This is a genomic window from Synergistaceae bacterium DZ-S4, assembly GCA_025943965.1.
In the GTDB taxonomy this organism is placed as follows: Bacteria; Synergistota; Synergistia; order Synergistales; family Synergistaceae; genus Caenicola; species Caenicola nitritireducens.
Genome location: JAPCWD010000003.1, coordinates 21025 through 44180 on the forward strand (window position 1 = coordinate 21025; position 23156 = coordinate 44180).

A 23156-nucleotide genomic window follows, 5' to 3' on the forward strand; every position below is an offset into this window, starting at 1 on the left:
CGGGTTGACAATGGGCAAATATCCGATATAATTTTCACTTGTCATGTCAATGACAGAGATTGACAGACCGGGCCATTTTGGGGTATGGTGCAACGGCAGCACGCCTGACTCTGGATCAGGTAATCTAGGTTCAAATCCTGGTACCCCAGCCATATCATAAGTGATGTGGTCCCTTCGTCTAGGGGCCTAGGACGGCGGGTTCTCAGCCCGTTAACAGGGGTTCGAATCCCCTAGGGACTGCCAAATTTAGAAGCTTGCAAAAGCAGCGAAACAGACCGGCTAATGCCGCTCTGTTTCGTTTTCATGGGCGGATTCTTCAGGCGCAGTCTGCAGCTTTTTTCTACCAAATCCGATCAATTACATACTGGACATCCCGGACATTTTAAGTATAATTCTTAAAGTAGAAACATTATAATTTACAAATGAATTAATTACTAAATTTCTGTTCTTTTTCGCAATACAAACCCGGCAGATAGACAGGTGGATCATTATGGAGAAATTCAACAACGCAGCAGGTGTCAAATGCAATGAAAACTTCAGTTACTCAAACTTTTTGAATTTTTTCCACATGATCAAAGAGTTCCTATTCATCCTCAACATGGATGGCAAAATCCTTCAGGTCAACAGAACTGTTTTGGAGAGACTGGGATACTCCGAAGAGGAGCTTTACGGAAGCTCTGTACTTCTGGTACATCCCGAAGAGAGAAGGGAAGAGGCGAGAAGATATGTAGAGGAAATGCTTGAGGGCAAACGCGAGTTCTGCCCTATTTCCCTTCTTGGCAGGGACGGAAGCAGAGTACCCGTCGAAACACGCGTCAGCCGGGGAGAATGGGACGGCAAACCTGTCCTTTTTGGCGTCTCAAAAGACATGTCGGATCTTAAGCTTTCAGAGGAAAAGTTTTCAAAGGCGTTTGAAGCAAGCGGAGCCCTGATGGCGATATCAGATGAAAAGGAAGGTGTATATATCGATGTCAACAGAACTTTTTGCGAGACCCTCGGCTATGCGAAAGAGGAAGTCATAGGAAAGTCTTCAAAGGATCTGAATCTTTTCGTTGACTACTCCGACAGAGGAAGGGTCCTTGACAACCTTGCCCGGAACGGACATGTCGGATACGCAGAAGTTTCTGTAAGGTGCAGGGACGGGAGGATACTCACAGGCTGCTTCAATGTTGAGAAGATCTATATTGCTGACAGGGCGTGTATTCTTACAACGATGAATGACCTGACTGAAATCAAAAAGATGGAGGAAGAGATACGTAAATACAATGAACAACTGGAAATACTTGTCCGTGAGGAGGTGCGTCAAAGGGATCTCGTTGACCATGAACTAAAAAATCAGGAGCACCTTACTGATCTCCTTTTTGAGCAGCCCTCTGTCGGTATCTTTTTCATGATGCTTGATAAACCTGTCTTCTGGAATGATTCCGTCGATAAGGAAAAGGTTCTTGACTATGTTTTCGAACATCAAAAAATAACGCGGGTAAATAAGGCTATGCTCGAGCAGTACCGGACGACCACCAGTGATTTTATCGGGAAAACGCCAAATTTGCTTTTTGCGCATAACATAGAGCACGGCAGGAATGTGTGGAAAGATTTTTTTGATAAGGGCTACCATGAATATGAAACAGACGAAAAACGTTTTGACGGAAGCAATATGACAGTCAAAGGTCAATATGTCTGCATTTACGACAAAAATGGCAGGATAATCGGACATTTCGGCATACAGTCCGACATAACAGAATCTAAGCAGACAGAAGAAAACCTGATCAAATACCGTAACGAACTTGTAAGAATCTCCGGACTTTACAAGATAGTCTCAGAGAACATAGGCGATATTATTTTTGTTTACAACGTAGACAAATTTAAATTTACATACATCAGCCCATCCATCTACAGTGTCTTAGGTCATTCATCCGATGATTATCTTGTAATCAGAATTGAAGATATTGTCAGCCCTGCGTATAGGAATACTGTTTATGAGTCAATCAAATCCTCTGTAAAAAAATTGGGAGAGGATCCGGAATCAGTCAAGAATCAATATTTTCAGATCAAATATATGCATAAAGACGGGCATGACGTCTGGTGTGAGACGGTCGTAAGTTTCAGGCGCAACGATGAACACGAAGTTGAAGTGCTCGGACGGATAAGGGATATCACAGAGAGTAAAAAAAATGAGGAAGAGATCGACTTTATAAGCTTCCACGACATGGAGACCGGTCTTATGAACCGTGCCGCATTGCGCAAGATGGAAATCGAATCAGATACTCAGGGCTTAGACAGCCTCTATTCGGTAATTCACCTTGATATAGATAATTTCAGTTCTGTGAAATATTACTACAACGATAAAACCCTCAACATGATCCTCAAAGAGTTTGCGAATTTGATCCAAAGCGAAACAGAGGGGAAATGCCTCCTTTTCCGTTACGGAGGAGATGAATTTATATTGTTGGTACCCTCACGTGATATTAATGTTCTGGAATCAATATCGGAAAAACTGTTTAATAAAATTTCAAAAAGAATAAAAATCGGCGATGAGGTTGTTGTCCTTTCCGTAAGCATTGGAGCGGCGGCGGCTGAAGAAAACATGCTCCTGAGCCAGACCATTAAAAATGCCTCTGCTGCCCTTTATATTTCGAAAAAAACGAAGAATACGGTAACATTTTATGAGCCTGAGATGGAACAGATCAAGAGCAGAGAGGTCATACTCCAAAACGATCTTAAACAGGCCATTGGAAGGGACCAGTTTGAACTATACTACCAACCGATCGTTAATATTGGCTCGCCCCTTATAGATCAGGCAGAGGCACTGATCAGATGGAAACACCACCGTTACGGCATGATATCTCCGCTGGATTTCATTCCCATGGCAGAGAGAAGCGGGATGATAGTACCGATCACTGAGTGGGTGGTTAATGAGGCATGCAGGCAGGCTGCTCAGTGGAGAGCAAAAGGCATCATAGATTTTACAGTTAGCATCAACATGTCGCTGGTCTACCTTGAAAAAAGAAGAGAGAGCCTTGTTGATTTTATGACGAAAACTGTAAAAGAACATGACATTTTGCCGTCAAACATCAAGATAGAGATAACGGAGAGCTCTCTGACTAATCAGCCTGATGAAGTGATCAGAACATTCGAGGAGCTTAAAAAAGAAGGATTCGAACTTGCGCTCGATGACTTCGGAACAGGTTACTCCACATTTTCTACGATGCTGGATCTGCCTCTGGACGTTGTAAAACTTGACCGTTCATTTACACTGGGCATTGAAAAGGACGAAAAGAAGCAGCGGGTCGCCGAGTCTATGATCAATATATTCAACGAAATGGGACTGGAGGTCATAGCCGAAGGTGTTGAAACAGAGGCTCAGCTAAGTTATATGAGAAAGTATGGCTGCAGGCTTATCCAAGGTTATATCTTCAGCAAACCTCTCCCGGCAGATAAGTTCTTTGACTACTTGAAGTCCGTTAAAGAGAACGGCATAGACATTTTGCAGGACAAAGATTTTGAGGTACCTGCAGAGATCAAAATAGAATGGAGATCCGGCTGCAGAAGCGGAGACCACCAGATCGACCGTCAGCACAGGGCTCTGATCTCTTCGGCAAACAGTATAATCAACCTTTTACTCAAGGATGGAAGCAGGGATACCATTCTCACTCTGCTGGAAAACCTTAACGCAGAAATATCGGATCATTTCAGATATGAAGAAGATGTGATGCTGAAAGTCGGTTTCCCTGAAAGGGAAAGGATAGCAGAAGAGCATAAGGAAATTTTAAAAAAATTTGACGCATATCTGAACGGATACAAGTGCCCCGATGAAAAGGACCGGTCATATTATTTCCTTGTTTTGTTTGAGGATATTCTCGGTCACATGATCAAATGGGACAGGAAATTCTTTTCATATACAGGAAAAACGATATAACAGGAATTAAGTAAAGCGATCCAAGGTGAATTCAGAGACATAGGGGGGATCCAATTATCAGGACTCCCCCGTTTTGATCGCCTATCTCTCTATTGAGATGTACTCCTTATCCAGGTATTCGGATACCGTTTCGATCAGTTCCTCTTCCTGCTCGGGCAGGAAGGTGAAGGGCCAGAGCGGCTGATCACCGTGGAAAATGGCGTAGATCTTTTTTCCCTTATTAAGGATGATGCGCGCATCGCTTATTTCATCCCATGAGGCCCTCTGAAGCTTCCTCTGCCCCCAGAATGAAGTTTCTTTCGTGACACCGTTCTCGTCTATGTACATCCTGCGTTCGTAGCCTGATACATATATCATCACGGCGCCTACAAAGATGGGGATGAATACGGTCTTCATCGAACCTCCGGAGATGAAGCTGCTCATTCCCATCCCTGTAAAAAGGATACCTGCCCCTGTAGAGACCAGCTTCATCCACAGAGGAAGCTTTGTTCCCGGAACGCCCTGTAAGGTTTTGGGCATGGATCTACTTGGCGGCTGCGGGAGCCGGTACTCCTCCGAGGTTTTTTAGTGCCTCTTCGTCTATGTTGACACTGAACTTTGCCTGAAGCTCCTTAAGCTCATTTTCAAGATACTGCTTCTGAAGTCCCTGGACAGCTCTTTCGGCCGATTCCTCAAAGGATAGCTGTTTTCCCGGGCGGCGTTCCGTTACCTCAATGATGTGCCATCCGTAGTCGCTCTTGACAGGTCCGACGAGTGAACCGACCGATGCTCCTTCGATCGCGGCTTCCACAGGTGCGACCATCATGCCCTTTTCTACCCAGCCGAGGTCTCCGCCGTTCTTTGCGCTGTTGGGGTCACGGCTGTATTCCGAGGCCACTTTTGCAAAATCCTTGGTCTTGTAGACTTCCAGTGCCGCATTCAGGGCGTCTCCCTCTGTCTGTGACAGGATGTGCCTTGTATGCGCACCCGGTTTCTGATAGAACTCCTCTTTATGTGTGTCATAGTAATTCCTGACGGCCTTTTCGCTCATGTCCCATTTTGATGCGTTCTGTTCAAAGTATCCCTGCATCAGTATCTGCATCGTCTGCCATTTGATCTGGAATGCGATGTCGGGGCGTGCTTCAAGTCCCTTACTCCTGGCCGCCTCCGCGAAGAGGAGTGCGTGAGCCATCTGGTTGACCAGGTCCACTCTCTCCGGAAGTGTCGACTGCGCAAGCATGAGGCCCACCATCATCTGGTTGCCTCCTGTCGTCGTGGCCATGAGATTCAGTACTTCTTTTTCGTCGAGAGTCGACGTTCCGACTGTAAGTACCGGTTTGTCGGCAGCCATGGCAGCCGAAGCGGCAACTAAGACAACAAATGAAAAGAGTGCGATCAACTTTGTGACTTTCTTGAAAGACATAACAAAAACCCCTCCTGCGATCTTCCCTGATATTTTAAAAACAGAACAAATGCTATCACAAAAAACAAAAACCCGAGAGGATAAAATTACATATCATCCTCCCGGGCTTTTTTATCTTCTCAGGTCACTTTTTTTCCGTCTCAAATTTCAGCTCACCGTCAGTGACAGAGACAGAAACTTTTTCTCCTGCTCTTACAGTCCCTTCCAGCATCAGGTTGGAAAGTGAGTCCTCCACCATTTTCTGGATAGCCCTGCGAAGCGGCCTGGCTCCGTACTGCGGGTCATACCCCTTCTCCAGCAGCAGTTTTTTGGCGTCTTCGTCCGCTTCCAGAGTTATGCCGCACTCAGAGGTCCTTGATTTCACCTCGTCGAGCATTATGTCCACTATTTTCAGGAGCTCTTCCCTGCCCAGCAGATCAAACACTATGATCTCATCCACCCTGTTCATGAACTCGGGCCTGAAGGCACTCTTCGCAGCTTCCAGAACTGTTGATTTCATCCTGGCTGTATCCATGCCCCCGGCAGAGCCTTCGGTCTCTGCGAATCCCATGCTTCTCCCCTTCATTGCCTCGCTTATTCCGATATTGCTCGTCATGATGATCACAGCGTTCCTGAAATCAGTCAGGTGTCCCTGTCCGTCGGTCAGCCTTCCGTCTTCAAGGAGCTGGAGAAGCATGTTGAATACATCGGGGTGAGCCTTTTCGATCTCGTCGAAAAGGACGACGGAGTAGGGACGGCGTCTTATCGCCTCAGTAAGTTTGCCGCCTTCCTCGTAACCTATGTATCCGGGGGGCGCTCCGATAAGCTTGGCAGCTTCGTGCCTCTCCATAAATTCACTCATGTCAAGCCTTATCATCGCATCCTCGCTTCCGAACATGAACTCGGCGAGAGACCTGGCCATCTCAGTCTTTCCTACTCCTGTCGGACCAAGGAACATAAAGCTCCCCACGGGCCGTTTGGGGTCTTTCATGCCGCTCCGTGACCTTCTGATAGCACGGGCTACCGCGTGGATCGCCTCGTCCTGACCTACCAGCCTCTGCTTTATCTCATCTTCCATCCTGAGAAGCCTGCGGCTCTCCTCTTCGGTGAGCTGGGTTACAGGGATGCCGGTCCATTCAGAGACGATCTTCGCGATGTCCTCAGCCTTAACGTCAGGGGTGAACTGGTTCCGGGACTCGGTCCAGCTCTTCCGCCATTCCGCTATGCGTGCGATCAGTTCCTTTTCCTGGTCCCTGAGATCAGCCGCCTTTTCAAACTCCTGAGAACCGACAGCCGCCTCTTTTTCCCTGCGGATATCCCCTACGCTCCTCTCCAGCGCCTTGAGGTCATCGGGGACTTCGAGCGTCAGTATCCTCGCCCTTGCGGATGCTTCGTCGATGAGGTCTATAGCCTTGTCAGGCAGGAACCTGTCTGTTATATACCTCTGAGAAAGCTTTGCGGCGGCTTCGAGCGCATCATCCGTTATCTTGACTCTGTGATGTGCCTCGTAGTTGTCCCTCAGCCCTTTCAATATCCTTACCGTGTCCTCTTCCGACGGTTCTTCCACCTGAACGGGCTGAAAACGTCTTTCAAGGGCTGCGTCCTTTTCTATGTACTTTCTGTACTCGGTTATCGTAGTCGCGCCTATCACCTGGAATTCTCCCCTTGAAAGGCTCGGCTTGATTATGTTCGCCGCGTCAACAGCTCCTTCGGCCCCTCCGGCTCCGACAAGGGTATGTATCTCGTCAATGAAGAGAATGACCTTTTTGGCTTCCCTTACCTCTTTTACGATCTTGCGCATGCGCTCTTCAAATTCGCCCCTGTACTTTGTACCGGCAACAAGATTTGCTACGTTGAGCTGCATTACCCGTTTGTCTTTCAATATCTCCGGGATCTCCCCCGAGACTATCCTCTGGGCAAGCCCCTCCGCTATGGCGGTCTTTCCCACTCCGGGCTCGCCTATCAGCACAGGGTTGTTCTTTGTCCGGCGCGAAAGTATCTGGACAACTCTCTGTATCTCTTTGTCCCTTCCTATGACCGGGTCAAGTTCCCTGTTCCTGGCCATCCCGGTGAGGTCTATCCCTATCTGGTCAAGGGTGGGAGTCCTGCTCTGCGTCCGGCCTTCAGCCCTTTGAGGCGCATCGTCGGTCTTCAGAGGGTCAAGGTCGGGGTCTGACTGGTTTCCGCTTAATATGTTCCTGATCATCATCCGGGTCCTGGGCAGATCCATGCCGTGGGATGCCAGAAGCTGTGCAGCCATCCCCTCTCCTTCCGCAAGGATGCCCAGAAGGATATGTTCGGTCCCTATGTAATTGACGCTCATCTTCCTGGCTTCCCTCATGGAAAGATCGATCACAAGCTTCGCTCTCGGGCTTGACGGAAGGTCAACAGGCTGACTTCTCGGCCTGCCGGTCCCTATCAGGCTCTCTATTTCAGCTTTCAGCACTTCGGGATGCAGGCCGTAGTTTGAAAGGATCTGTGTCACTATACCGTCAGCATCATCAAGAAGTCCCAGAAGTATATGCTCTGTTCCGACCACCTCGTGTCCAAGGCGCAAAGCCTCACTATGGGCAAGCTGGAATACTCTCTTGCCCCTTTCAGTAAAATTCTGCCACATCCGGGTCACGCATCCTTTTCTTTTTCTGTCTTGTCTTCCATATCTTTTATCTGATCTCTGATCTGTGCGGCGAGTTCGTAGTTCTCGACCCTGACCGCAGCGCACATCTCATCCTTCAGAACGGACAGCCTGTCTCTTTGCACAGCAGGGGCAACGGCCGAAGCGTTTTCGGCACGCGGGACCTTTTCTGCACATTTATTATCTTTGCGGGCAAACATTGACATTGAAATGGGTCCCCCGCAGTGAGGGCAGGCAAGTTCCGTCTCATCGTCGGAGCTGCCTCCGGCGATCGCAGGGAATATCAGATCTTTCAAAGCTTCCTGAAGATCCAGGATCCCTTCAAGCGAGAATGTCATTTTCATCATCTTTGTGGCCTCGTCAAACGGTATGACCTCTTTGGCGCACTCTCTGCAAAGACAGTCCACCACACGTCTTCCGTTTACGATCCTCATAAGATGTATCTCGGCTTTATTTACACCGCAGCGTTCGCACAGCATTTGGATCACCTCATCCGAGCGCAAGGCTCGTAAGTATTTTTTTCAGCAGCTCGGCTCTCATGAGATCCCGTCTGTAAGGCGAGACATCGAAGAGCGACCTTCCGTTTTCCTCCTGACTTCTCAGCGCTACCTCGATGATAAGGCGTTCCCTTGGGGATATGACGTCTCTGTTCTGCAGATTTACCAGGAGCTTTCTTGATTCCTGTTCTGTGATCGCATTCCCGACAAGGTCAGCGAGATGCACCACCTCTTCATCACAGTTGTTGAATGTCAGCTGGATAACTTTAATATAACCATGTCCGCCTCTCTGGCTTTCCACAAGAAACCCGTTCTCAGGGGCGAACCGGCTTCTCAGCACATAATTGATCTGACTGGGAACACACCCGAACCTTTCGGCCAGATCCTTTCTCCTGAGAGATACCTCGCCTTCTTCGTTTTCATCCAGAAGCTGAGCGATGTATTCCTCGATGATCTTTGTAAGGCTTGATGACGGCAGGGACATTCGAGTCACTCCATTTCTTTGAACTGCAGTGATTATATAATTTTGGTCAGTATAAGTCAAGAATAATGGAACAAAAGAGGCATTTTGCGCAGGGGCGATGATGTAGGGGGATCATAAAAAAAGCCCGACTGAGGCGGGCTGAAGGGGATCAAAGGAAACCTGCTCCGGTGTTTGGACAGTGAAACTCTATTTTATGCTTTCTCCGACCCTGTCTTCTTTGCCTTCGATCAGTCTCTGTATATTGCTCTTGTGCCGCCAGGCTGAAAGGGCAGCAAGAAAGAGTCCCGCCAAATAAAATGGACGCGGCATCCCGAACAGAGGCATGAGAAGGGCGGAAGTGAAGAGAGCAGCAATGGAGGCTACGCAGACATATCTTGTCGTCTTCATCACGGCATACCATACAGCTCCTCCGATCAGGGCAGGCAGAGGATCAAAGAAATCATAAAAAGCCAAAACGCCGAATGTTGTTGCTACGCCTTTGCCGCCCCTCCAGCCAAGCCACACAGGATAGTTATGGCCAAGCACGGAGCAGACGCCAGTCAGCGCGAGTATGGTATCATTATCTGTAAAGAACGAAGCCAGCAATACAGCCAAGCCGCCCTTGAGCATGTCAAAGACCGCAACAGCTATGGCCCACTTCTTCCCCAGCACCCTGCCTGTGTTGGTAGCCCCGATGTTTCCTGACCCCAGGTCGCGGATGTCCTGCCCCTTAAGCATTTTTACCGCAAGGTAGCCCGTAGGGCACGAACCTGCAAGATATCCGAAAATAAGCCAGAATACCGGCATCCGATCACCTCCCGTCAAAGCCTGTTCAAAGAGACTAAAAAAGCGCCATCCCGAATAAACGGAACGGCGCCCGACATTTTCAGAGAGCTATCTCTTGAGGGCAGTCACCACATCGTTTGTGATATCGATGCCGCCGTAGTAAACAAGGCCCTTGTTGAGCACTATTGTGATCCCCTTTGTCTTTGCGACCTTCGCTATGGTCTCGTTGATCTCCTTGAGGATCGGGTTCATCAGCTTGGCTTCTTCTTCCCTCATTTCGAGCTGGAGAGACTGTACGATGTTGGCCTTTTTCTTTTCGTCCGTTTCCTTGTCGAATGCAGCCTTCGCCGCTTCAGACTTTTTCTTTCCTATTGCGTCGATCTGCTGCTGAGCCTGCTTGAATTTAGGGAACTGCTGAAGGACTGCCATCTCATCAACGAACCCCACCTTCTCCTCTGCTGCTGAAGCGGCGGTGTATACGGAGAATATGGCAAGGACTGCAACCAATAGCACTGTCAATTTTTTCATTCGGTGAAACCTCCTGTAATTTCCTGTCTGAACACAGGGAGAATTTTATATCCTGATGCAGGTATTGTCCATAGCTTATTTTACCATTCTCCGGACGGCAGCACGTTCCCTGACAAGACATTTTTGGCCGCTTCCGATAAGATCCGGACGTCCCGCTTTCAGCAGGGCCTTTCTGACGGTCTCCGCATTTTCAGCCACCCAGTACTGCAGCAGAGCCCTCTGCATCTTCCGTTCCTCATGATCTTTCGGAACATAGACATCTTCACCGGTCAGGGGATCTGTACCCGTCCAGTACATGCATGTCGAAACCGAGCCCGGGGTGGGTGTGAAATCCTGGACCTGCTCGGGCCGCATTCCGCTGTCACGGATATACTCCGCCAGCTCCACAGCTTCATTCAGCCCGGATCCGGGATGGGAAGACATGAAGTAAGGTACCAGAAACTGCTTCATGCCAAGTTCCCTGTTTTTCTGCCTGTATGCGTCAATGAACTTTACCGTCACATTGCGGGGGACTTTCTTCATAGCCCTCAGCACAGATGGGCTCACATGCTCCGGCGCTATCTTGAGCTGTCCGCTGATGTGGTATCTGCAAAGCTCATCAAGAAAATCCGTGGTGCTGTCCTCGAGGATATAGTCGTACCTGAGGCCTGAGCGGATGAAGACCTTTTTTATTCCTGGGATCTCCCTCATCTTCCTCAGAAGGCCGATATAACGGGAATGGTCCGCCCTGAGTCTTTTGCACGGTCCGGGATAAAGACATGACTTGCCCGCACATGTACCCTTCTTTTCCTGATCGGGGCATGAGGGGATGACAAAGTTGGCTGTAGGTCCGCCGACATCATGGATATAACCTTTGAAATCCTTCATCTTTTTAAATGACCGGGCCTCTTCGATCACCGAATTATCGCTCCTGGTCTGTATGATCCTCCCCTGGTGCATCGCTATCGCACAGAAAGAGCATTCTCCGAAGCACCCCCTGTGGCTTGTGATGCTGAAACGGACTTCCTCAAGCGCCGGCACACCGCCTGCTTCATCATAGGAGGGATGGGCAGCTCTTGCATAGGGAAGGCTGTAGACCTTATCCATCTCTTTCTCGGTCATAGGCCTCGCAGGCCTGTTCTGGACAACATGCCATGCTCCCTGATCCTGTATCAGCCTGCTTCCCCTTGCGTGGTTCTGCTCGATATAGAACGTCTTGAAAGCCTTCGCGAAAACTTTCTTATCGGCCCTTACTTCTTCATATGAGGGAAGTACCAGGGCATCAGCGGCATTTGACGGATCGTGTGTCTTCCAGCATGTCCCGGGAACATCTTTTATCTCGCCCGGGTCGCGCCCCTCGGAAAGATGTCTTGCTATCTCCGTGACGGGAATTTCTCCCATTCCGAAGACCAGCAGGTCTGCCCTGCTGTCGGTCAGTATCGATCTCCTCACGTCGTCGGCCCAGCAGTCATAGTGGGCCATCCTGCGAAGGCTGGCTTCGATCCCACCGATCACCAGGGGGATATCCTTCCATTGTTCCCTTATCCTGTTGCAGTAAACTATCGTTGCCCTGTCAGGACGCATGCCGCCCCTTCCTCCGGGAGAGTAAGGGTCGGTTTTTCTCTTCTTGCCCGAAGCTGTGTAATGGTTCAGCATCGAATCAAGATTGCCCGCGGTGACCATGACGCCCAGTCGGGGACGCCCCATTTTGCTGAAATCTTCGGTGCTTCTCCAGTCAGGCTGGGCAGCTATGCCTACCCTGAACCCCATCCTTTCGAGCCATCTTGAGATGATCGCGTGGCCGAAGCTTGGGTGGTCAACGTATGCATCACCCGATACGACAAGAAAATCAAGGCTGTCCCAGCCCCGTCTTTCCATGTCCTCCCTGTTCACAGGCAAAAAACTGTCCCTGGCCTCTTTTACTTTCGGTTTATCTTTTTCCAATCTCATCTCTCCACACGTTGCAGCTTGCGGTCCCGCTGACAATTCTGATCCTCTTTGGCACTGTCCGCCTCAGTAATAGTGCCCCTTTTGGCGCGTTCCTGCTATAGTATACACTTAGGACTGCGGGAGATGAACGATATGGTGGAGGGTCTCAGCATAAATTCAACGGACTTCGAAGTCAGGCGCAGCATAAGGCGCAGGAGGATATCCATGGGATTCGACGCTGAAGCAGGAACTTTTTTTATTGCCGCCCCGGCAAAGCTCCCTCAGGCTGACATCGTCCGTACCATAATGCCGCAGTTCGGCCGCCTGATGAGCAGCTTAATTTCCGCCGCAAAACGGACCGCTCTTCCTCATAAGTATGAAGATGGTGAAAAATTTTACTACAAAGGGGTAGAATATCCTCTGAAACGCGTTCACCCGGAAAAGGAGGCATCCCTCTCTTTTCGGGAAGGTATCTTTTTCATCTCTGAAAGCACGTCGGGAAATGAGAGAAAAACATTTGAAGCATGGTACAAAAGGGCTCTTTATGACGAGATCCGCAAAATCCTTCCCGAATGGACCAGAAGGATAAAGGTCAACCCTGCAGTGGTAAACATAAAGACTGTCAGGTCTGTCTGGGGAAGCTGTTCAGCAAAGGGGAACCTGACTTTCTCAACAAGGCTGGCGCTTGTTCCTTCCGATCTCCTTGAATACGTCACTGCGCATGAACTGTGCCATCTGAGGCATATGGACCATTCGGCCTCATTCTGGGAAGAACTGTCGGTGCATATGTCAGACTGCAAAGAGAGAAGAAAAAAACTTAGAGATCAGGAATATCTGTACAAATGGTGGTAAGGGGAAAAAACAACATGACCGGGAGATGCATCGCTGAATGAAAGGACCTTTTTGCTATCCTGATAATTTCCTGCGCCTGCTTGGAACGGGGGGCGCAAGGTTCACCATGCTCAAACAGCTCAGAAAGACCGGAGGGATATGGTTCACATACGGAGGGCTCAACGGAGTCATAGATCCGGGACCGGGGTCTCTCTACCATATGTGCAGTGCGGTGCCTCCGCTCGATCCGCATGAGCTCAGGGCGATAATGCTCACCCACAGGCACCTGGACCACAGCACTGACTTGAACGTGGCCGCAGAAGCGATGACGGGAGGGGGCTTTGAAAAGCAGGGACTGGTGATACTTCCCGATGATTCTGCAGGGGGACCTAACCCCGTTCTCCTCAAATACATCGTGCAGAAGGTAGGCGGCGTCGTAATAGCTGAAGACGGGAAAAGGATCGGCCTCGGGATGGGAGTCTCGGCCGAACCTGTTATCCATATACACCACGGGGTCGACTGCTTCGGCTATATATTCCGCAAAAAGGGGCTAAGGACATGGGGCGTCATCAGCGATACGAGACCGCTCGACCATCTCGCGGAAAGATACTCCGAGTGTTCCCTGGTGACCCTGAATGTCACATTCCCGAACAAAAAACCCAGGCTCGACCACATGTCTGCCGAAGACGCGGGCGAACTGCTGCAGAAGCTCCATCCGGAAGTGGCCCTCATAACTCACATGGGGGTGATCATGATCGAAGCAGGTCCCGAGAAGTATGCGAAAATGATATCAACAGAGAAGACCAGGGTAATAGCCGGACGTGACGGAATGGTGATAGACCTGGACACGCTGAAGGCTTATGCTGAAGCGGCAGGGGCAGTGTCGTGCGATACTTTTATGCCTATAGAAGAGTGATGTAGAGCCTGCCTGATATCAGGACCGTCACCAGGAGGTTCATGCGGATGGAATATATCTCCTCCGACCACGCCCTTTCACGGTCAAAAGGCTGGGAATGCGGCGAGCTGTCAGGCAAACCCTTTCTGGGATAAGGAAAGAGAGATGGCACCCTTTCCCTGTATGCAAGGTACTGCGGCCCAAATTTGGAAGCAAGGAACTCCTCTTCGGCCGGTATGACGATAAGGCAGTAAAGCAGCAGAAAGGCCGCAGTAAAAGCCGCGACCCACATCCAGCCAAGCATAAGGGCCCAGCCAAGCCCCATTATGAAATTGCCGGCGTACAGCGGATTCCTTACCCATCTGTAAGGCCCCCAGGTAACGAGGATGGGCGCACCTATCTTTTCCGTCCTGTATTTGGGGATATAGCCGGCCGCCCAGTATCTTAGAAGCTGTCCCGAGACGACTATCAGCATTCCTCCTGCATAGCGGGCCGGTCCGAAGCTTCCGGGGAAAAAAAGCGCGGCAGCGGCAAAGAGGGCCCAGAAGAGTCCTCTGCATTTGAAGGCAATATTGCTCAATTTCTTATTTACCGGCATCTTCTAATCTCTCTGCCTCTTCCTTCATGACCTTATCGGCTCCGCCCCAGCCAAGCGACCTGATCGCCACGGCGGTACCGAGAGCTATGCCTGTATACTCCGAGATGAGCCTCCATGCCACAGCCATTACTCCCGCAAGGTTCCACGGCACGAAAAGTCCGAAGACGGCAGCTGCGCCGCCCTCCGCAGCTCCGCTGCCCCCAAGTGTCGGGACAAAGTACAGAAGGAAAAGGAGAAGCGATTCGGCAAGCATGCACTGCATGTACTCAACATGGAAACCGGCCGCCATGATCAGGCAGGGCATTATCGAAAGATAGACCCACAAATGGGCGGCTGCCGTCAGCACCGAAAGCATAAACCAGTATTTGCCGGTCGACTGGAAGAGCCTCATGTTGATGCTGTAGTTGTCTATCTCTCTGCTGGTCCAGCGGGCGGCTCCCAGAAGGAGCTTGGGTTTGAGGATCCCCAGGCGCTTCATCCTTACAAGGAAGCCGTTGCTCCATCTTTTGATCCAATGCGGCCTGAATATGCTTGCCCCTAGAAGGAAAGATGAGACCACAATAAATACCAGCACATAACCGACGAACCATTTGAGCATTGCGTGCTTCTCAATGAAATCCGCCTCTGAGAATATAGAAAACGGGATTATCAGACAAAGGAGGAAAATTACCTGAAGCGTCCTGACAAGTGTGATCGCAACTGACTTACCCACGGAGACGCCGTTCTTGTAAAGGAGATATATCTGGAAAGGACCCCCGCCGCTCTGCATTGGCGTTATCGCACTTCCGAAATAATTGATCCATACGACAGGGATCGTCTGTCTGAAAGACAGATACTCTCCTGCCGCCCTGGCAAGAAAAATAAATTTGCAGGCATCAAGGCACCAGCCCAACACTACCAAAACCACTGCAAGTGCGAGCAGGAGCGGATTTGTATTTTCAAGCACATCAAATGTGGCTGAATCGATACTGAAAAACAGGACGCCGACTATCGAAACAACTACTATAGAGATAAAGATCGAGAAACTTTTCCTTACTGTCACTGTCCATCCTCCTTTAAGAACAACGGATGAGGGATGGGAAATGCAGAACAAAAATGTTTAAAGGATACTACCACAAGTGAACTCCTTTGTCCTGCACGATGAAACGTTCAATTCATCTTAAGCTGTGTGAAAAAATCTTCAGGAAGAAGAGGCAGTCCTTCCTCCCACGCAAAGGCCGCCGCTTTGGTACGGTCATCCAGATCAAGTTTTCTCAGGATGTTGCTGACATGGTTTTTGATGGTCTTCTCCGAGAGGTACATCCTTTCCGAGATCTCTTTGTTGTTCAGTCCGTGCGAGACCCAGTAAAGCACTTCTCTTTCCCTGTGCGTAATGTCGTTCAGCGGGTCATCGTCATTATAATCATCATCAGAAGAAGCGGATTTGAGATGTTCAATGACTCCGGCGCTTATATAACGTTCTCCCCTTGCGACGCTTCGGAGTGCCGTCAGAAACTCAGCAATGTCGCAGTTCTGGCTGACAGCGCCGACAGAATCCATGCTGGCCAGAAGAGAGAGCATATCCGCGCTTCCGTCCCTCATCATAAAGACGAATCTAATATTCCTTACGTTGCGCCTTATTTCCTTCGCGGCTTCGACCATCGAAAGGTCGGGGAGGAGCTCTCCTACAACAGCAATGTCCGGCTGGATCTCAATACAGCTCCGCAGTGCATCGACACCGCTGTTCGCACCGGAAATAACGGCTGTGTCCATCTCTTTTTCGAGGATCTGCTGCAGCGATTCCACGAAAAGCCTGTTGCCGTCAGCAAGGACCAATTTGATTTTTTTCATAAAAAATCTGCTCCGTCTGTGTTAGGATAAACTGCACACCTACAATATATCCGGGGAGGTATCTCCGCTGAAAGAAGATTTTACAGAAAAATATCCCATATCGCAAAAAATCATGCGCTTTGTCGGTGAAGCCATTCGTGATTATAGCATGATAGGCCCGGGAGACAGAATAATGATCGGACTGTCCGGAGGAAAAGACAGCCTGATCCTCTCCCTCGCACTCGCGGTCCTCCGGCGAAGGAGCCCGGTAAAATTCGGCCTCAGCGCAAGTCTGATCGACCAGACAGGGGGGACGATGGAAACTGCTAAGGTGGAAGAGTTCATGGGGGAGCTTGAGATCCCGCTGACCATATTCAGCCACCCCACCTTCAGCATTATGGAAGAGAGGGACGAAAGGTCACCCTGCAGCCTCTGCGCGAACCTGCGAAGGGGAATACTTGCCGGGCAGGCGAAGGAAGCCGGCGCGAACGTGCTCGCGCTAGGACACCACAAAGACGACGCAGTCGAGACTGTGCTGCTCAACCTCTTCTACGGAGGGCGCTTCAAGTGCTGGCAGCCCAGCATGTTCATGAGCAGGACAGAGATCAGGGTGATAAGGCCCCTTGCCTATACCGAAGAGAGAAGGATAGCGCTCGAAGCGGCAAGGCTTGGACTTCCCGTGACAAGCGCCTGCTGTCCTTACAGTGAAGACTCGAAAAGGCTGTCAGCAAAAAATATTCTCAAGGAAATGGAAAAAGAGATGCCGGAGATAAAGAGCAACGTCATCCATGCACTCAAAAACGTGCTGGAAAGGGATGTATGGTGAGTCAATAAACCTGCCGCTACGCTTTTTGTTTTCTTGCCAGCCCTTTTATATCCACGAGCCTCGAACATGAGTACCGGCTGACATACTTTTCAAGTCCTCCGCTTATATCCTTCCCGGCATCGAGGTCCCTGAAGAAGGCCGTTCCGACCTCTAGGGCGGAAGCGCCCGCCAGGATCATCGCTGCGGCGTCTGACGCGGTCGTCACTCCCCCGCAGCCTATCACCGGTATGCTTACCGCTCCGCAGACCTGCCAGACAAGGCGAAGCGCCAGAGGGAAGACCGCCGGTCCCGAAAGTCCCGCGACCACACGGTCAAAGGCGGGCTTTCCGCTCTGCATGTCCATTCCCATCCCAAGCCAGGTGTTGGCAGCAACTATCGCATCCGCTCCCTCTCGCTCTATCGCACGGGCGACATCTTCAGGGCAGGGTGTCTGCGGAGTCATTTTCACCCACAGCTCCCCTTTCCAGGCCTTCCTTGCCGCACGGACGGCGATCGCCGCGCTTGAGGGGTCTATCCCCCATGCCATGCCGTCTCCGTCGACATTGGGGCATGAGATGTTCAGCTCAGCCGCCGCGATCAGACCGGTATCCTGAAGGATGCTTAACGTTTCAGCCGTCTCTTCCGCACTTTCCATCACCACATTGGCGATCACAGGCACGGGACAGTCCACTGCCAGTCCCGAATATTTCTCGACAAAGCCCTTCGCGCCGACGTTCTGGAGCCCGATGCTGTTGAGGACTCCTGCCGGAGTTTCCCAAAGCCTTATTCCCCTGTTCCCGCTTCTGGGTCTCAGGCTTATCGCCTTTGTACAGACCGCGCCTATCCCTGCAAGCCTTTCCGCCCTCCAGAAATCCTCTTCATACGGCCAGACTCCCGATGCCGGGATAACTGGGTGATCAAGCACCATCTTTCCTATATCCATCCGCAGGTCAACACTCATCGTCTGTCACCTCGTCCGCCCTGAAGAGTGACTGGTCTGCGCAAAGCCTCTTGAGTCCGTTCACCGTCTCCACCACACAGCCCATACATCCGCCGTAGCCGCATGCCATTCTCTTGTCCAGGGAAAAGAAGAGCTTATCCGGTTCGTCTGCGTAATAACTCCGCAGGGCCCTGAGGAATCCGGGAGGTCCGCATGACCATACCCTTTCGTCCTCCCCAAGCCTCTTCGGCAGGACTCTGAACATGCTCTCCCCCTCACCGAAGGAACCGTCGTCTGTAAATATCCGGACATCAGGCAATAGCTCAGACACCTTTGCCGCATATTTTTCATATCCTCTTCCCGGTATCCCAAGATAGATCCCTGCGACCATCTTAGGATGTTTTTTTGCATAATGGATAAATGTAGCTATCCCTACGCCTCCCGCTGCGATATTCACCTTACCGCCCGCCGTCGGGAGCGGGATGCCGAACAGGCCTCTCAGCCTGACTTCCCTGCCGGGATCCATCCTGAGCATCATCTCTGTCCCACGGCCTGTGACCATGTAGCAGACTGAGAGTTCGCCCTTGACGACATCAACATCCGCCACAGCGAAAGGCCTTCCGAGGAGGGGATCATTGCTCTCCGAAGGAAAGACCATCACGCCCGTTCCCGGTAATACCCTTTCCGCCAGTTCGCGGCATCTGACCGTGAGCCAACCGATCCTCTCCGAGAGCGCTTCGGATGATGCAACGGTACATTTAAAATCATCTATCTTATTGGCATGACAGGAATGATCAGGCATATGGCTTCCTCCGCAAAAATAAGTGTCGCTGATCTTTGGACAAATAAAAACTTTACCCGGTCAATTCTAACATTCTGCAAAACAATACGCCATCCCGCCTTGCGGCCATTCGTTCATTAAGGTTATAATCTGGTTTGGCATGAGTCAACAGATAATTGAACACATTTCAAAAGTGAAAGGGGTAATATGAATGGCTTATTCAGAACCTTACGAAAAGATGGACAGCAAGACACTCGATATCTCAAAAGCTATAACCAGCCTTCGCGAAGAGCTGGAAGCGGTGGACTGGTACAATCAGAGAGTCGCAACGGCTTCAAACGAAGAACTCAAACGCATAATGGCCCACAACAGGGACGAAGAGAAAGAACACGCGGCCATGCTTATAGAGTGGATCCGCCGCAACATGGATGAATGGGACAAGGAACTGAATGACTACCTCTTCACCTCGGCCCCGCTCGGAGCACACGAGGACGGCGGCGAAGCCGGTGCGGCGTCAGGCGGTCTCTCCGATCTCGGCATAGGCAAACTTTAATACATCGATCAATACATAAAGGAGGATCAATATATGGACATTCTTAAAAGATCACTGGCTCCAATTGTACCCGCTGCATGGGAAGAGATAGACGAACAGGCGGCACTTGCCCTTAAGGGAGTCCTTGCCGGAAGGAAAGCGGTAGACGTAAAGGGCCCGCTCGGCTGGAACATCGATGCGGTATCAGAGGGCACACTGTCTCTGGTAGAGGAAACACCGGTCGAAGACGTAAGCTACGGCATCCGCGAATCCCTCCCGATGGTCGAGATCAGAGTCCCCTTCACAATGTCCATGTGGGACCTTGACGACATCAGCAGGAATTCAAAGACTGTAGATTTCACCCCTGTCATCGAAGCGGCCCGCAAGGCAGCTCTTTTTGAAGACACAGCAGTATTCCAGGGACTGGAAGAGGCAGGCATCCTCGGCCTGGAACTTGAAGCCGACAATGAACCCGTTGAACTCAGGCTTGAGGACGAATGCATAGTTGCTTCAATAGTTCAGGCGATAACGACCCTCGGCAGCCGTTCGATGGCAGGCCCCTATGCACTGGTCTGCTCACTCCCGCTATGGACAAAGATCAAGACCTCCGCCAAAGGCTACCCCCTTTTCAAGAGGGTCAAGGACATTCTCGGCGAAGACGGACGCATAGTCCTCTCCCCCCAGTACGATACATGCATGCTCGTATCGATGAAGGAAGGCAACAGCGAACTGATCATCGGCCAGGACTTCTCCATCGGCTACCAGTCACACACCAACACCGATGTCACCTTCTTCATCACCGAGACCTTCACCTTCAGGGTCATCGCCCCCGAGTCGATAGTACCCTTCAAAATAGCCGAATAGCAATAACTGTAAAACATAAAAAAGGTCGGTGGGGAGATTCCGTTCCCACTGACCTTTTTTATGTACCGCAGCTTCCCGCGGATGGTTTATCCGCCTTCCCCACGATTTAAATGCTCAAGCAGTTCTCTAAGCATTGCCACAAACTCATCCTTATCTCCTGCTATCATTTCCTCGTTTTTATCCATGAGAGCCCTCTGGAGAGTGACTGCTCTCTTGTAGACCTCTGTGGCGCCTATGCTTCCGGTGCTGCTTTTCAGCTTGTGCAGCATTTCCGCAGCCTCTTCATATCTCTTTTCATCGATCGCCCTCAGGAGCTTTTTGTGAGTTTCAAGGTTTTCATTCAGGTATTCCTTAAGGACGGCCTTATAGAGTTCTTCGTTGTTGCCTAAAAGGATGAGGGCCTTTTCCCTGTCAAGAAGTGCGGGAGGGCTGACGGCCTCTGCCGCAGCACCCTTGCCGATCATTTCCTTCAGCGTATCAGAGAATTTTTCAGGGTCGAAGGGCTTGCTTATATATTGGTATATCCCGTGCTTCATGCACTCTTCCTTTACTCCCATAACAACATCCGCTGTCATTGCGACTATCGGAATATCCTTTGAGATCTCCCTGATCGCTGATGCAGCTTCATAGCCGTTCATTACGGGCATGTGGAGATCCATCAGTATCAGGTCTATCTTATCTTTGTTCTCTTTGAAGGACTCTACTCCCTCTTTTCCGTTGTCAGCGATTATCACGGTAAATCCGGCATCTTCCAGCAGGGACTTTGCTATCATCTGGTTTGTCGTGTTATCCTCCACAAGGAGTACAGTGTGAGAACTTTCTCCCGTCCATTTCGATCTCTCTTCCTCTGTCTCAGTATCCGTATCATCCCCGACCACCTTGTTTGCCACGAAAGCCCTTTCCTTGAAAATATCAAGGATACCATTGAAGAGTATCGACGGTATCACGGGCTTTCCTATTCCCAGGTCGATCCCGTTTGCGTCAAGGGCGTTAAAGAGGTCCTCCCTCATTGACGGCAGCAGCATAATTATGCGCGGCATTTTCGTTATCCTGTTCCCCTGGCGCAGCGTTTCCACAAAGCTGAACCCTTTTTTTTCTGGCGTATCGTAGTCGAGGATAAACAGGTCAAAGGGGCTTGAGTAGGGCTTATTCGCTGTCTCAAGCATTATCCCGGCACTCTCTTCCGAGGTGGTCAGTTCGCAGTGCATCCCGAGGGAGCGGAGGTAACTGTCGATAATGTTCATGTTGGAACCCGTTTTCTCAAGCACCAGAGTCTTGATGTTCCTGAAGTAGAAGGCGGACATCTCACGGGTGTGCAGCTCCTCTTTCTCCCGGTCGACCTTGAGGCTGATATTCGCAAGGAAGGTCGAACCGACTCCCTCCGTGCTGTATATCTTTATATCTCCGTCCATGCTTTCGACCAGGTTTTTGACGATCGAAAGACCCAGCCCCGTCCCTCCGAAGCGCCTGTTGATAGTCGCGTCAGCCTGTGAAAAGGGAGTAAATAGGTTGCTCATCTGTTCTTCCGACATTCCTATGCCTGTATCCGTAATGGAAAACATAAGGTGACAATCATCTTTGTCCCTGGCCGTAAGCTTGATCTCGAATGATACCTTTCCCTCTTCGGTAAATTTCGCAGCATTATTGATTAGATTGATCAGTATCTGTTCAATACGCTTGGGATCGCCGTAAAACCATGTCGGGATCCTGGGATCCTTTGATAGTTCAAAGCCTATCCCACGCTCGTCTATCTTGTACGAAACTATGTCCACAACGCTCTTCAGCAGATCGTCCATGTTGAAGGAGATGTTCTCCATCTCCATTTTGCCTGCCTCGATCTTCGAATAGTCCAGTATGTCGTTGATTATGCTCAGCATGTTGTTGGAGGCCTGAATTATCTTTTCTATATACATCTTTTTTGTAAGGGAAGTCTCGGATTTCTTCATCAGATATGCGATGCCGGTAATGGCGTTCAGCGGGGTCCTTATCTCATGCGACATCCTGGCCATGAAGCTTGACTTCACGTTGTTCGCTGACTCCGCCTCCTGCTTTGCGATCTCAAGGTCTGCCTGGATCTTTTTGCGTTTTTCGATCTCCCTTTTCAGCCTCAGTATCCAGAAGAGTGAGACCGCCCATATTGCAATGACAAAGAATGACGCCCAGAAGAGCTTTCTTAATATAGGACCATAATCAACACCGCTTTCAACGTTGATCCATTTGTCGTTGATGGCGATCCTCTGTTCCTGAGTTATAGTCGCAAGCCCCTTGTTTATTATCGAGACCAGCTCAGGCCAGTCCTTCCTTACCGCAAAGAATAGCGGCTGCTGTTTATCTGACTCAAAGGCAATGAACTTCAGGTTTGTCAGCCCTGTGGAATTGATCAGGTAGTGTGTCGTTGCCAGGTTGCCCAGAAATGCTGTTTCAGTTCCGTTTGCGACAGAAGTCAGTGCTGCTTCGACAGAGTCATAGAGGCTGAGGTTTATTTTCGGGTATGACAAAAGATATGTATGGTGTGAGCTGTGTTTCTGGACAGCAACAGTCTTGCCGTACAGGTCTTCTATGGTTTTGATGCCTTTTTCCGTATTCCTTATTACGATGACTCTTTTGAAGTGATAATACGGTTCGGAGAAGAGAAAATGCTTTTCTCTTTCGGGAGTCTTGCCTATTGCAGGAAGGACATCTATCTTCCGATCAAGGGCCATGTCATATGCCTCGGTCCATGTCAGTCCCATGGCCACTGTCATTTTGATCCCGGCAGCTTGTGAAATGAGTCCTATGTAGTCTGCCGCTATCCCCTTGTATTTGCCGTCCGAGTCAATAAATTCAAAGGGGACAAATCTGGGGTCAACGCCCAGCCGGACCTCCGGGTGTATCTTTATGAAACTGATCTCTTCAGGAGTCAGATTTAATGGAGAAGCCGCAGCGGCTCCACAAGAAAAACACGCAATGAAAATAAGGACTAAGAGCCAAAAAATCTTTTTCATTTA

20 protein-coding genes and 2 tRNA genes are annotated in these 23156 nt (G+C 50.1%); 8 read left to right on the forward strand and 14 right to left on the reverse strand.

Annotation, left to right across the window (positions count from 1 at the left end):
- The first annotated feature begins 78 nt into the window (after window positions 1-78).
- The 3 genes from OLM33_02555 to OLM33_02565 all read left to right on the forward strand — a co-directional run bounded on the left by OLM33_02555 (window position 79) and on the right by OLM33_02565 (window position 3916).
- Window positions 79-152, forward strand: a tRNA-Gln gene (locus OLM33_02555).
- 15 nt (window positions 153-167) lie between these two features.
- Window positions 168-243: transfer RNA gene (locus OLM33_02560), tRNA-Glu, on the forward strand.
- Between the two features lie 247 nt (window positions 244-490).
- Window positions 491-3916, forward strand: a complete 3426-nt coding sequence (locus OLM33_02565; GenBank protein MCW1712555.1) for an EAL domain-containing protein — start codon at window positions 491-493, stop codon at window positions 3914-3916.
- A gap of 81 nt (window positions 3917-3997) precedes the next feature.
- Here OLM33_02565 and OLM33_02570 read toward each other — a convergent pair whose 3' ends face one another.
- The 8 genes from OLM33_02570 to OLM33_02605 form a co-directional block, all read right to left on the reverse strand.
- On the reverse strand, window positions 3998-4435 hold the full coding sequence (locus OLM33_02570; protein ID MCW1712556.1) for a hypothetical protein: 438 nt from the start codon (window positions 4433-4435) through the stop codon (window positions 3998-4000).
- A 4-nt stretch (window positions 4436-4439) separates the two neighbouring features.
- Window positions 4440-5318 (reverse strand): peptidylprolyl isomerase, encoded by an 879-nt coding sequence (locus OLM33_02575; GenBank protein ID MCW1712557.1) that lies wholly within the window; start codon window positions 5316-5318, stop codon window positions 4440-4442.
- Between the two features lie 124 nt (window positions 5319-5442).
- The gene (locus OLM33_02580; GenBank protein ID MCW1712558.1) at window positions 5443-7914 is read right to left on the reverse strand and encodes an ATP-dependent Clp protease ATP-binding subunit; all 2472 of its coding nucleotides are present in this window, start codon (window positions 7912-7914) and stop codon (window positions 5443-5445) included.
- Window positions 7915-7919: 5 nt separating this feature from the next.
- Complete coding sequence (locus OLM33_02585; protein MCW1712559.1) at window positions 7920-8411, reverse strand: UvrB/UvrC motif-containing protein; 492 nt, start codon at window positions 8409-8411, stop codon at window positions 7920-7922.
- 10 nt (window positions 8412-8421) lie between these two features.
- The gene (locus OLM33_02590; protein ID MCW1712560.1) at window positions 8422-8913 is read right to left on the reverse strand and encodes a CtsR family transcriptional regulator; all 492 of its coding nucleotides are present in this window, start codon (window positions 8911-8913) and stop codon (window positions 8422-8424) included.
- Between the two features lie 186 nt (window positions 8914-9099).
- A complete protein-coding gene (gene plsY / locus OLM33_02595; protein ID MCW1712561.1) occupies window positions 9100-9699 on the reverse strand; it encodes a glycerol-3-phosphate 1-O-acyltransferase PlsY in 600 nt (199 codons plus the stop codon).
- 87 nt (window positions 9700-9786) lie between these two features.
- Window positions 9787-10206 (reverse strand): OmpH family outer membrane protein, encoded by a 420-nt coding sequence (locus tag OLM33_02600; protein MCW1712562.1) that lies wholly within the window; start codon window positions 10204-10206, stop codon window positions 9787-9789.
- A 75-nt stretch (window positions 10207-10281) separates the two neighbouring features.
- On the reverse strand, window positions 10282-12129 hold the full coding sequence (locus tag OLM33_02605) for a YgiQ family radical SAM protein (GenBank protein ID MCW1712563.1): 1848 nt from the start codon (window positions 12127-12129) through the stop codon (window positions 10282-10284).
- Between the two features lie 129 nt (window positions 12130-12258).
- Here OLM33_02605 and OLM33_02610 point away from each other — a divergent pair, with 129 nt between their 5' ends.
- Together OLM33_02610 and OLM33_02615 are read left to right on the forward strand one after the other, a co-directional pair.
- Complete coding sequence (locus tag OLM33_02610; GenBank protein ID MCW1712564.1) at window positions 12259-12966, forward strand: M48 family metallopeptidase; 708 nt, start codon at window positions 12259-12261, stop codon at window positions 12964-12966.
- A 37-nt stretch (window positions 12967-13003) separates the two neighbouring features.
- Window positions 13004-13861 (forward strand): MBL fold metallo-hydrolase, encoded by an 858-nt coding sequence (locus tag OLM33_02615; protein ID MCW1712565.1) that lies wholly within the window; start codon window positions 13004-13006, stop codon window positions 13859-13861.
- On the opposite strand, the gene OLM33_02620 is transcribed toward OLM33_02615, so the two are convergent.
- The 3 genes from OLM33_02620 to OLM33_02630 all read right to left on the reverse strand — a co-directional run bounded on the left by OLM33_02620 (window position 13848) and on the right by OLM33_02630 (window position 16268).
- Complete coding sequence (locus OLM33_02620) at window positions 13848-14438, reverse strand: isoprenylcysteine carboxylmethyltransferase family protein (GenBank protein MCW1712566.1); 591 nt, start codon at window positions 14436-14438, stop codon at window positions 13848-13850. The two genes, OLM33_02615 and OLM33_02620, sit on opposite strands and share 14 nt — an antisense overlap.
- The gene (locus OLM33_02625; protein MCW1712567.1) at window positions 14425-15480 is read right to left on the reverse strand and encodes a flippase-like domain-containing protein; all 1056 of its coding nucleotides are present in this window, start codon (window positions 15478-15480) and stop codon (window positions 14425-14427) included. The genes OLM33_02620 and OLM33_02625 overlap by 14 nt, the downstream gene beginning before the upstream one ends.
- A gap of 107 nt (window positions 15481-15587) precedes the next feature.
- The gene (locus OLM33_02630; GenBank protein MCW1712568.1) at window positions 15588-16268 is read right to left on the reverse strand and encodes a response regulator transcription factor; all 681 of its coding nucleotides are present in this window, start codon (window positions 16266-16268) and stop codon (window positions 15588-15590) included.
- A gap of 172 nt (window positions 16269-16440) precedes the next feature.
- Here OLM33_02630 and OLM33_02635 point away from each other — a divergent pair, with 172 nt between their 5' ends.
- Window positions 16441-17073, forward strand: coding sequence for a tRNA 2-thiocytidine(32) synthetase TtcA (locus OLM33_02635; protein MCW1712569.1), 633 nt, complete (start codon window positions 16441-16443; stop codon window positions 17071-17073).
- A 16-nt stretch (window positions 17074-17089) separates the two neighbouring features.
- On the opposite strand, the gene OLM33_02640 is transcribed toward OLM33_02635, so the two are convergent.
- Together OLM33_02640 and OLM33_02645 are read right to left on the reverse strand one after the other, a co-directional pair.
- Window positions 17090-18013, reverse strand: a complete 924-nt coding sequence (locus OLM33_02640; GenBank protein ID MCW1712570.1) for a dihydroorotate dehydrogenase — start codon at window positions 18011-18013, stop codon at window positions 17090-17092.
- A complete protein-coding gene (locus OLM33_02645) occupies window positions 18003-18794 on the reverse strand; it encodes a hypothetical protein (GenBank protein MCW1712571.1) in 792 nt (263 codons plus the stop codon). The genes OLM33_02640 and OLM33_02645 overlap by 11 nt, the downstream gene beginning before the upstream one ends.
- A gap of 190 nt (window positions 18795-18984) precedes the next feature.
- On the opposite strand from OLM33_02645, the gene OLM33_02650 reads away from it, so the two are divergent.
- Both OLM33_02650 and OLM33_02655 read left to right on the forward strand, forming a co-directional pair.
- Window positions 18985-19326 carry a hypothetical protein gene (locus OLM33_02650; protein MCW1712572.1) on the forward strand — a complete coding sequence of 114 codons (342 nt, stop codon included), beginning with the start codon at window positions 18985-18987 and terminating at the stop codon, window positions 19324-19326.
- Window positions 19327-19359: 33 nt separating this feature from the next.
- Window positions 19360-20169, forward strand: coding sequence for a family 1 encapsulin nanocompartment shell protein (locus tag OLM33_02655; GenBank protein MCW1712573.1), 810 nt, complete (start codon window positions 19360-19362; stop codon window positions 20167-20169).
- 86 nt (window positions 20170-20255) lie between these two features.
- On the opposite strand, the gene OLM33_02660 is transcribed toward OLM33_02655, so the two are convergent.
- Window positions 20256-23153 (reverse strand): transporter substrate-binding domain-containing protein, encoded by a 2898-nt coding sequence (locus tag OLM33_02660; GenBank protein MCW1712574.1) that lies wholly within the window; start codon window positions 23151-23153, stop codon window positions 20256-20258.
- Between the last annotated feature and the right edge of the window lie 3 nt (window positions 23154-23156).

Bases quoted from the DNA above. Each gene is read 5' to 3' on its own strand.
- OLM33_02565 (MCW1712555.1), top strand. From the start codon at position 491: ATGGAGAAATTCAACAACGCAGCAGGTGTCAAATGCAATGAAAACTTC.
- OLM33_02570 (MCW1712556.1), bottom strand. From the start codon at position 4,435: ATGCCCAAAACCTTACAGGGCGTTCCGGGAACAAAGCTTCCTCTGTGG.
- OLM33_02575 (MCW1712557.1), bottom strand. From the start codon at position 5,318: ATGTCTTTCAAGAAAGTCACAAAGTTGATCGCACTCTTTTCATTTGTT.
- OLM33_02580 (MCW1712558.1), bottom strand. From the start codon at position 7,914: ATGTGGCAGAATTTTACTGAAAGGGGCAAGAGAGTATTCCAGCTTGCC.
- OLM33_02585 (MCW1712559.1), bottom strand. From the start codon at position 8,411: ATGCTGTGCGAACGCTGCGGTGTAAATAAAGCCGAGATACATCTTATG.
- OLM33_02590 (MCW1712560.1), bottom strand. From the start codon at position 8,913: ATGTCCCTGCCGTCATCAAGCCTTACAAAGATCATCGAGGAATACATC.
- plsY (MCW1712561.1), bottom strand. From the start codon at position 9,699: ATGCCGGTATTCTGGCTTATTTTCGGATATCTTGCAGGTTCGTGCCCT.
- OLM33_02600 (MCW1712562.1), bottom strand. From the start codon at position 10,206: ATGAAAAAATTGACAGTGCTATTGGTTGCAGTCCTTGCCATATTCTCC.
- OLM33_02610 (MCW1712564.1), top strand. From the start codon at position 12,259: ATGAACGATATGGTGGAGGGTCTCAGCATAAATTCAACGGACTTCGAA.
- OLM33_02615 (MCW1712565.1), top strand. From the start codon at position 13,004: ATGAAAGGACCTTTTTGCTATCCTGATAATTTCCTGCGCCTGCTTGGA.
- OLM33_02620 (MCW1712566.1), bottom strand. From the start codon at position 14,438: ATGCCGGTAAATAAGAAATTGAGCAATATTGCCTTCAAATGCAGAGGA.
- OLM33_02630 (MCW1712568.1), bottom strand. From the start codon at position 16,268: ATGAAAAAAATCAAATTGGTCCTTGCTGACGGCAACAGGCTTTTCGTG.
- OLM33_02635 (MCW1712569.1), top strand. From the start codon at position 16,441: ATGATCGGACTGTCCGGAGGAAAAGACAGCCTGATCCTCTCCCTCGCA.
- OLM33_02640 (MCW1712570.1), bottom strand. From the start codon at position 18,013: ATGAGTGTTGACCTGCGGATGGATATAGGAAAGATGGTGCTTGATCAC.
- OLM33_02645 (MCW1712571.1), bottom strand. From the start codon at position 18,794: ATGCCTGATCATTCCTGTCATGCCAATAAGATAGATGATTTTAAATGT.
- OLM33_02650 (MCW1712572.1), top strand. From the start codon at position 18,985: ATGGCTTATTCAGAACCTTACGAAAAGATGGACAGCAAGACACTCGAT.
- OLM33_02655 (MCW1712573.1), top strand. From the start codon at position 19,360: ATGGACATTCTTAAAAGATCACTGGCTCCAATTGTACCCGCTGCATGG.
- OLM33_02660 (MCW1712574.1), bottom strand. From the start codon at position 23,153: ATGAAAAAGATTTTTTGGCTCTTAGTCCTTATTTTCATTGCGTGTTTT.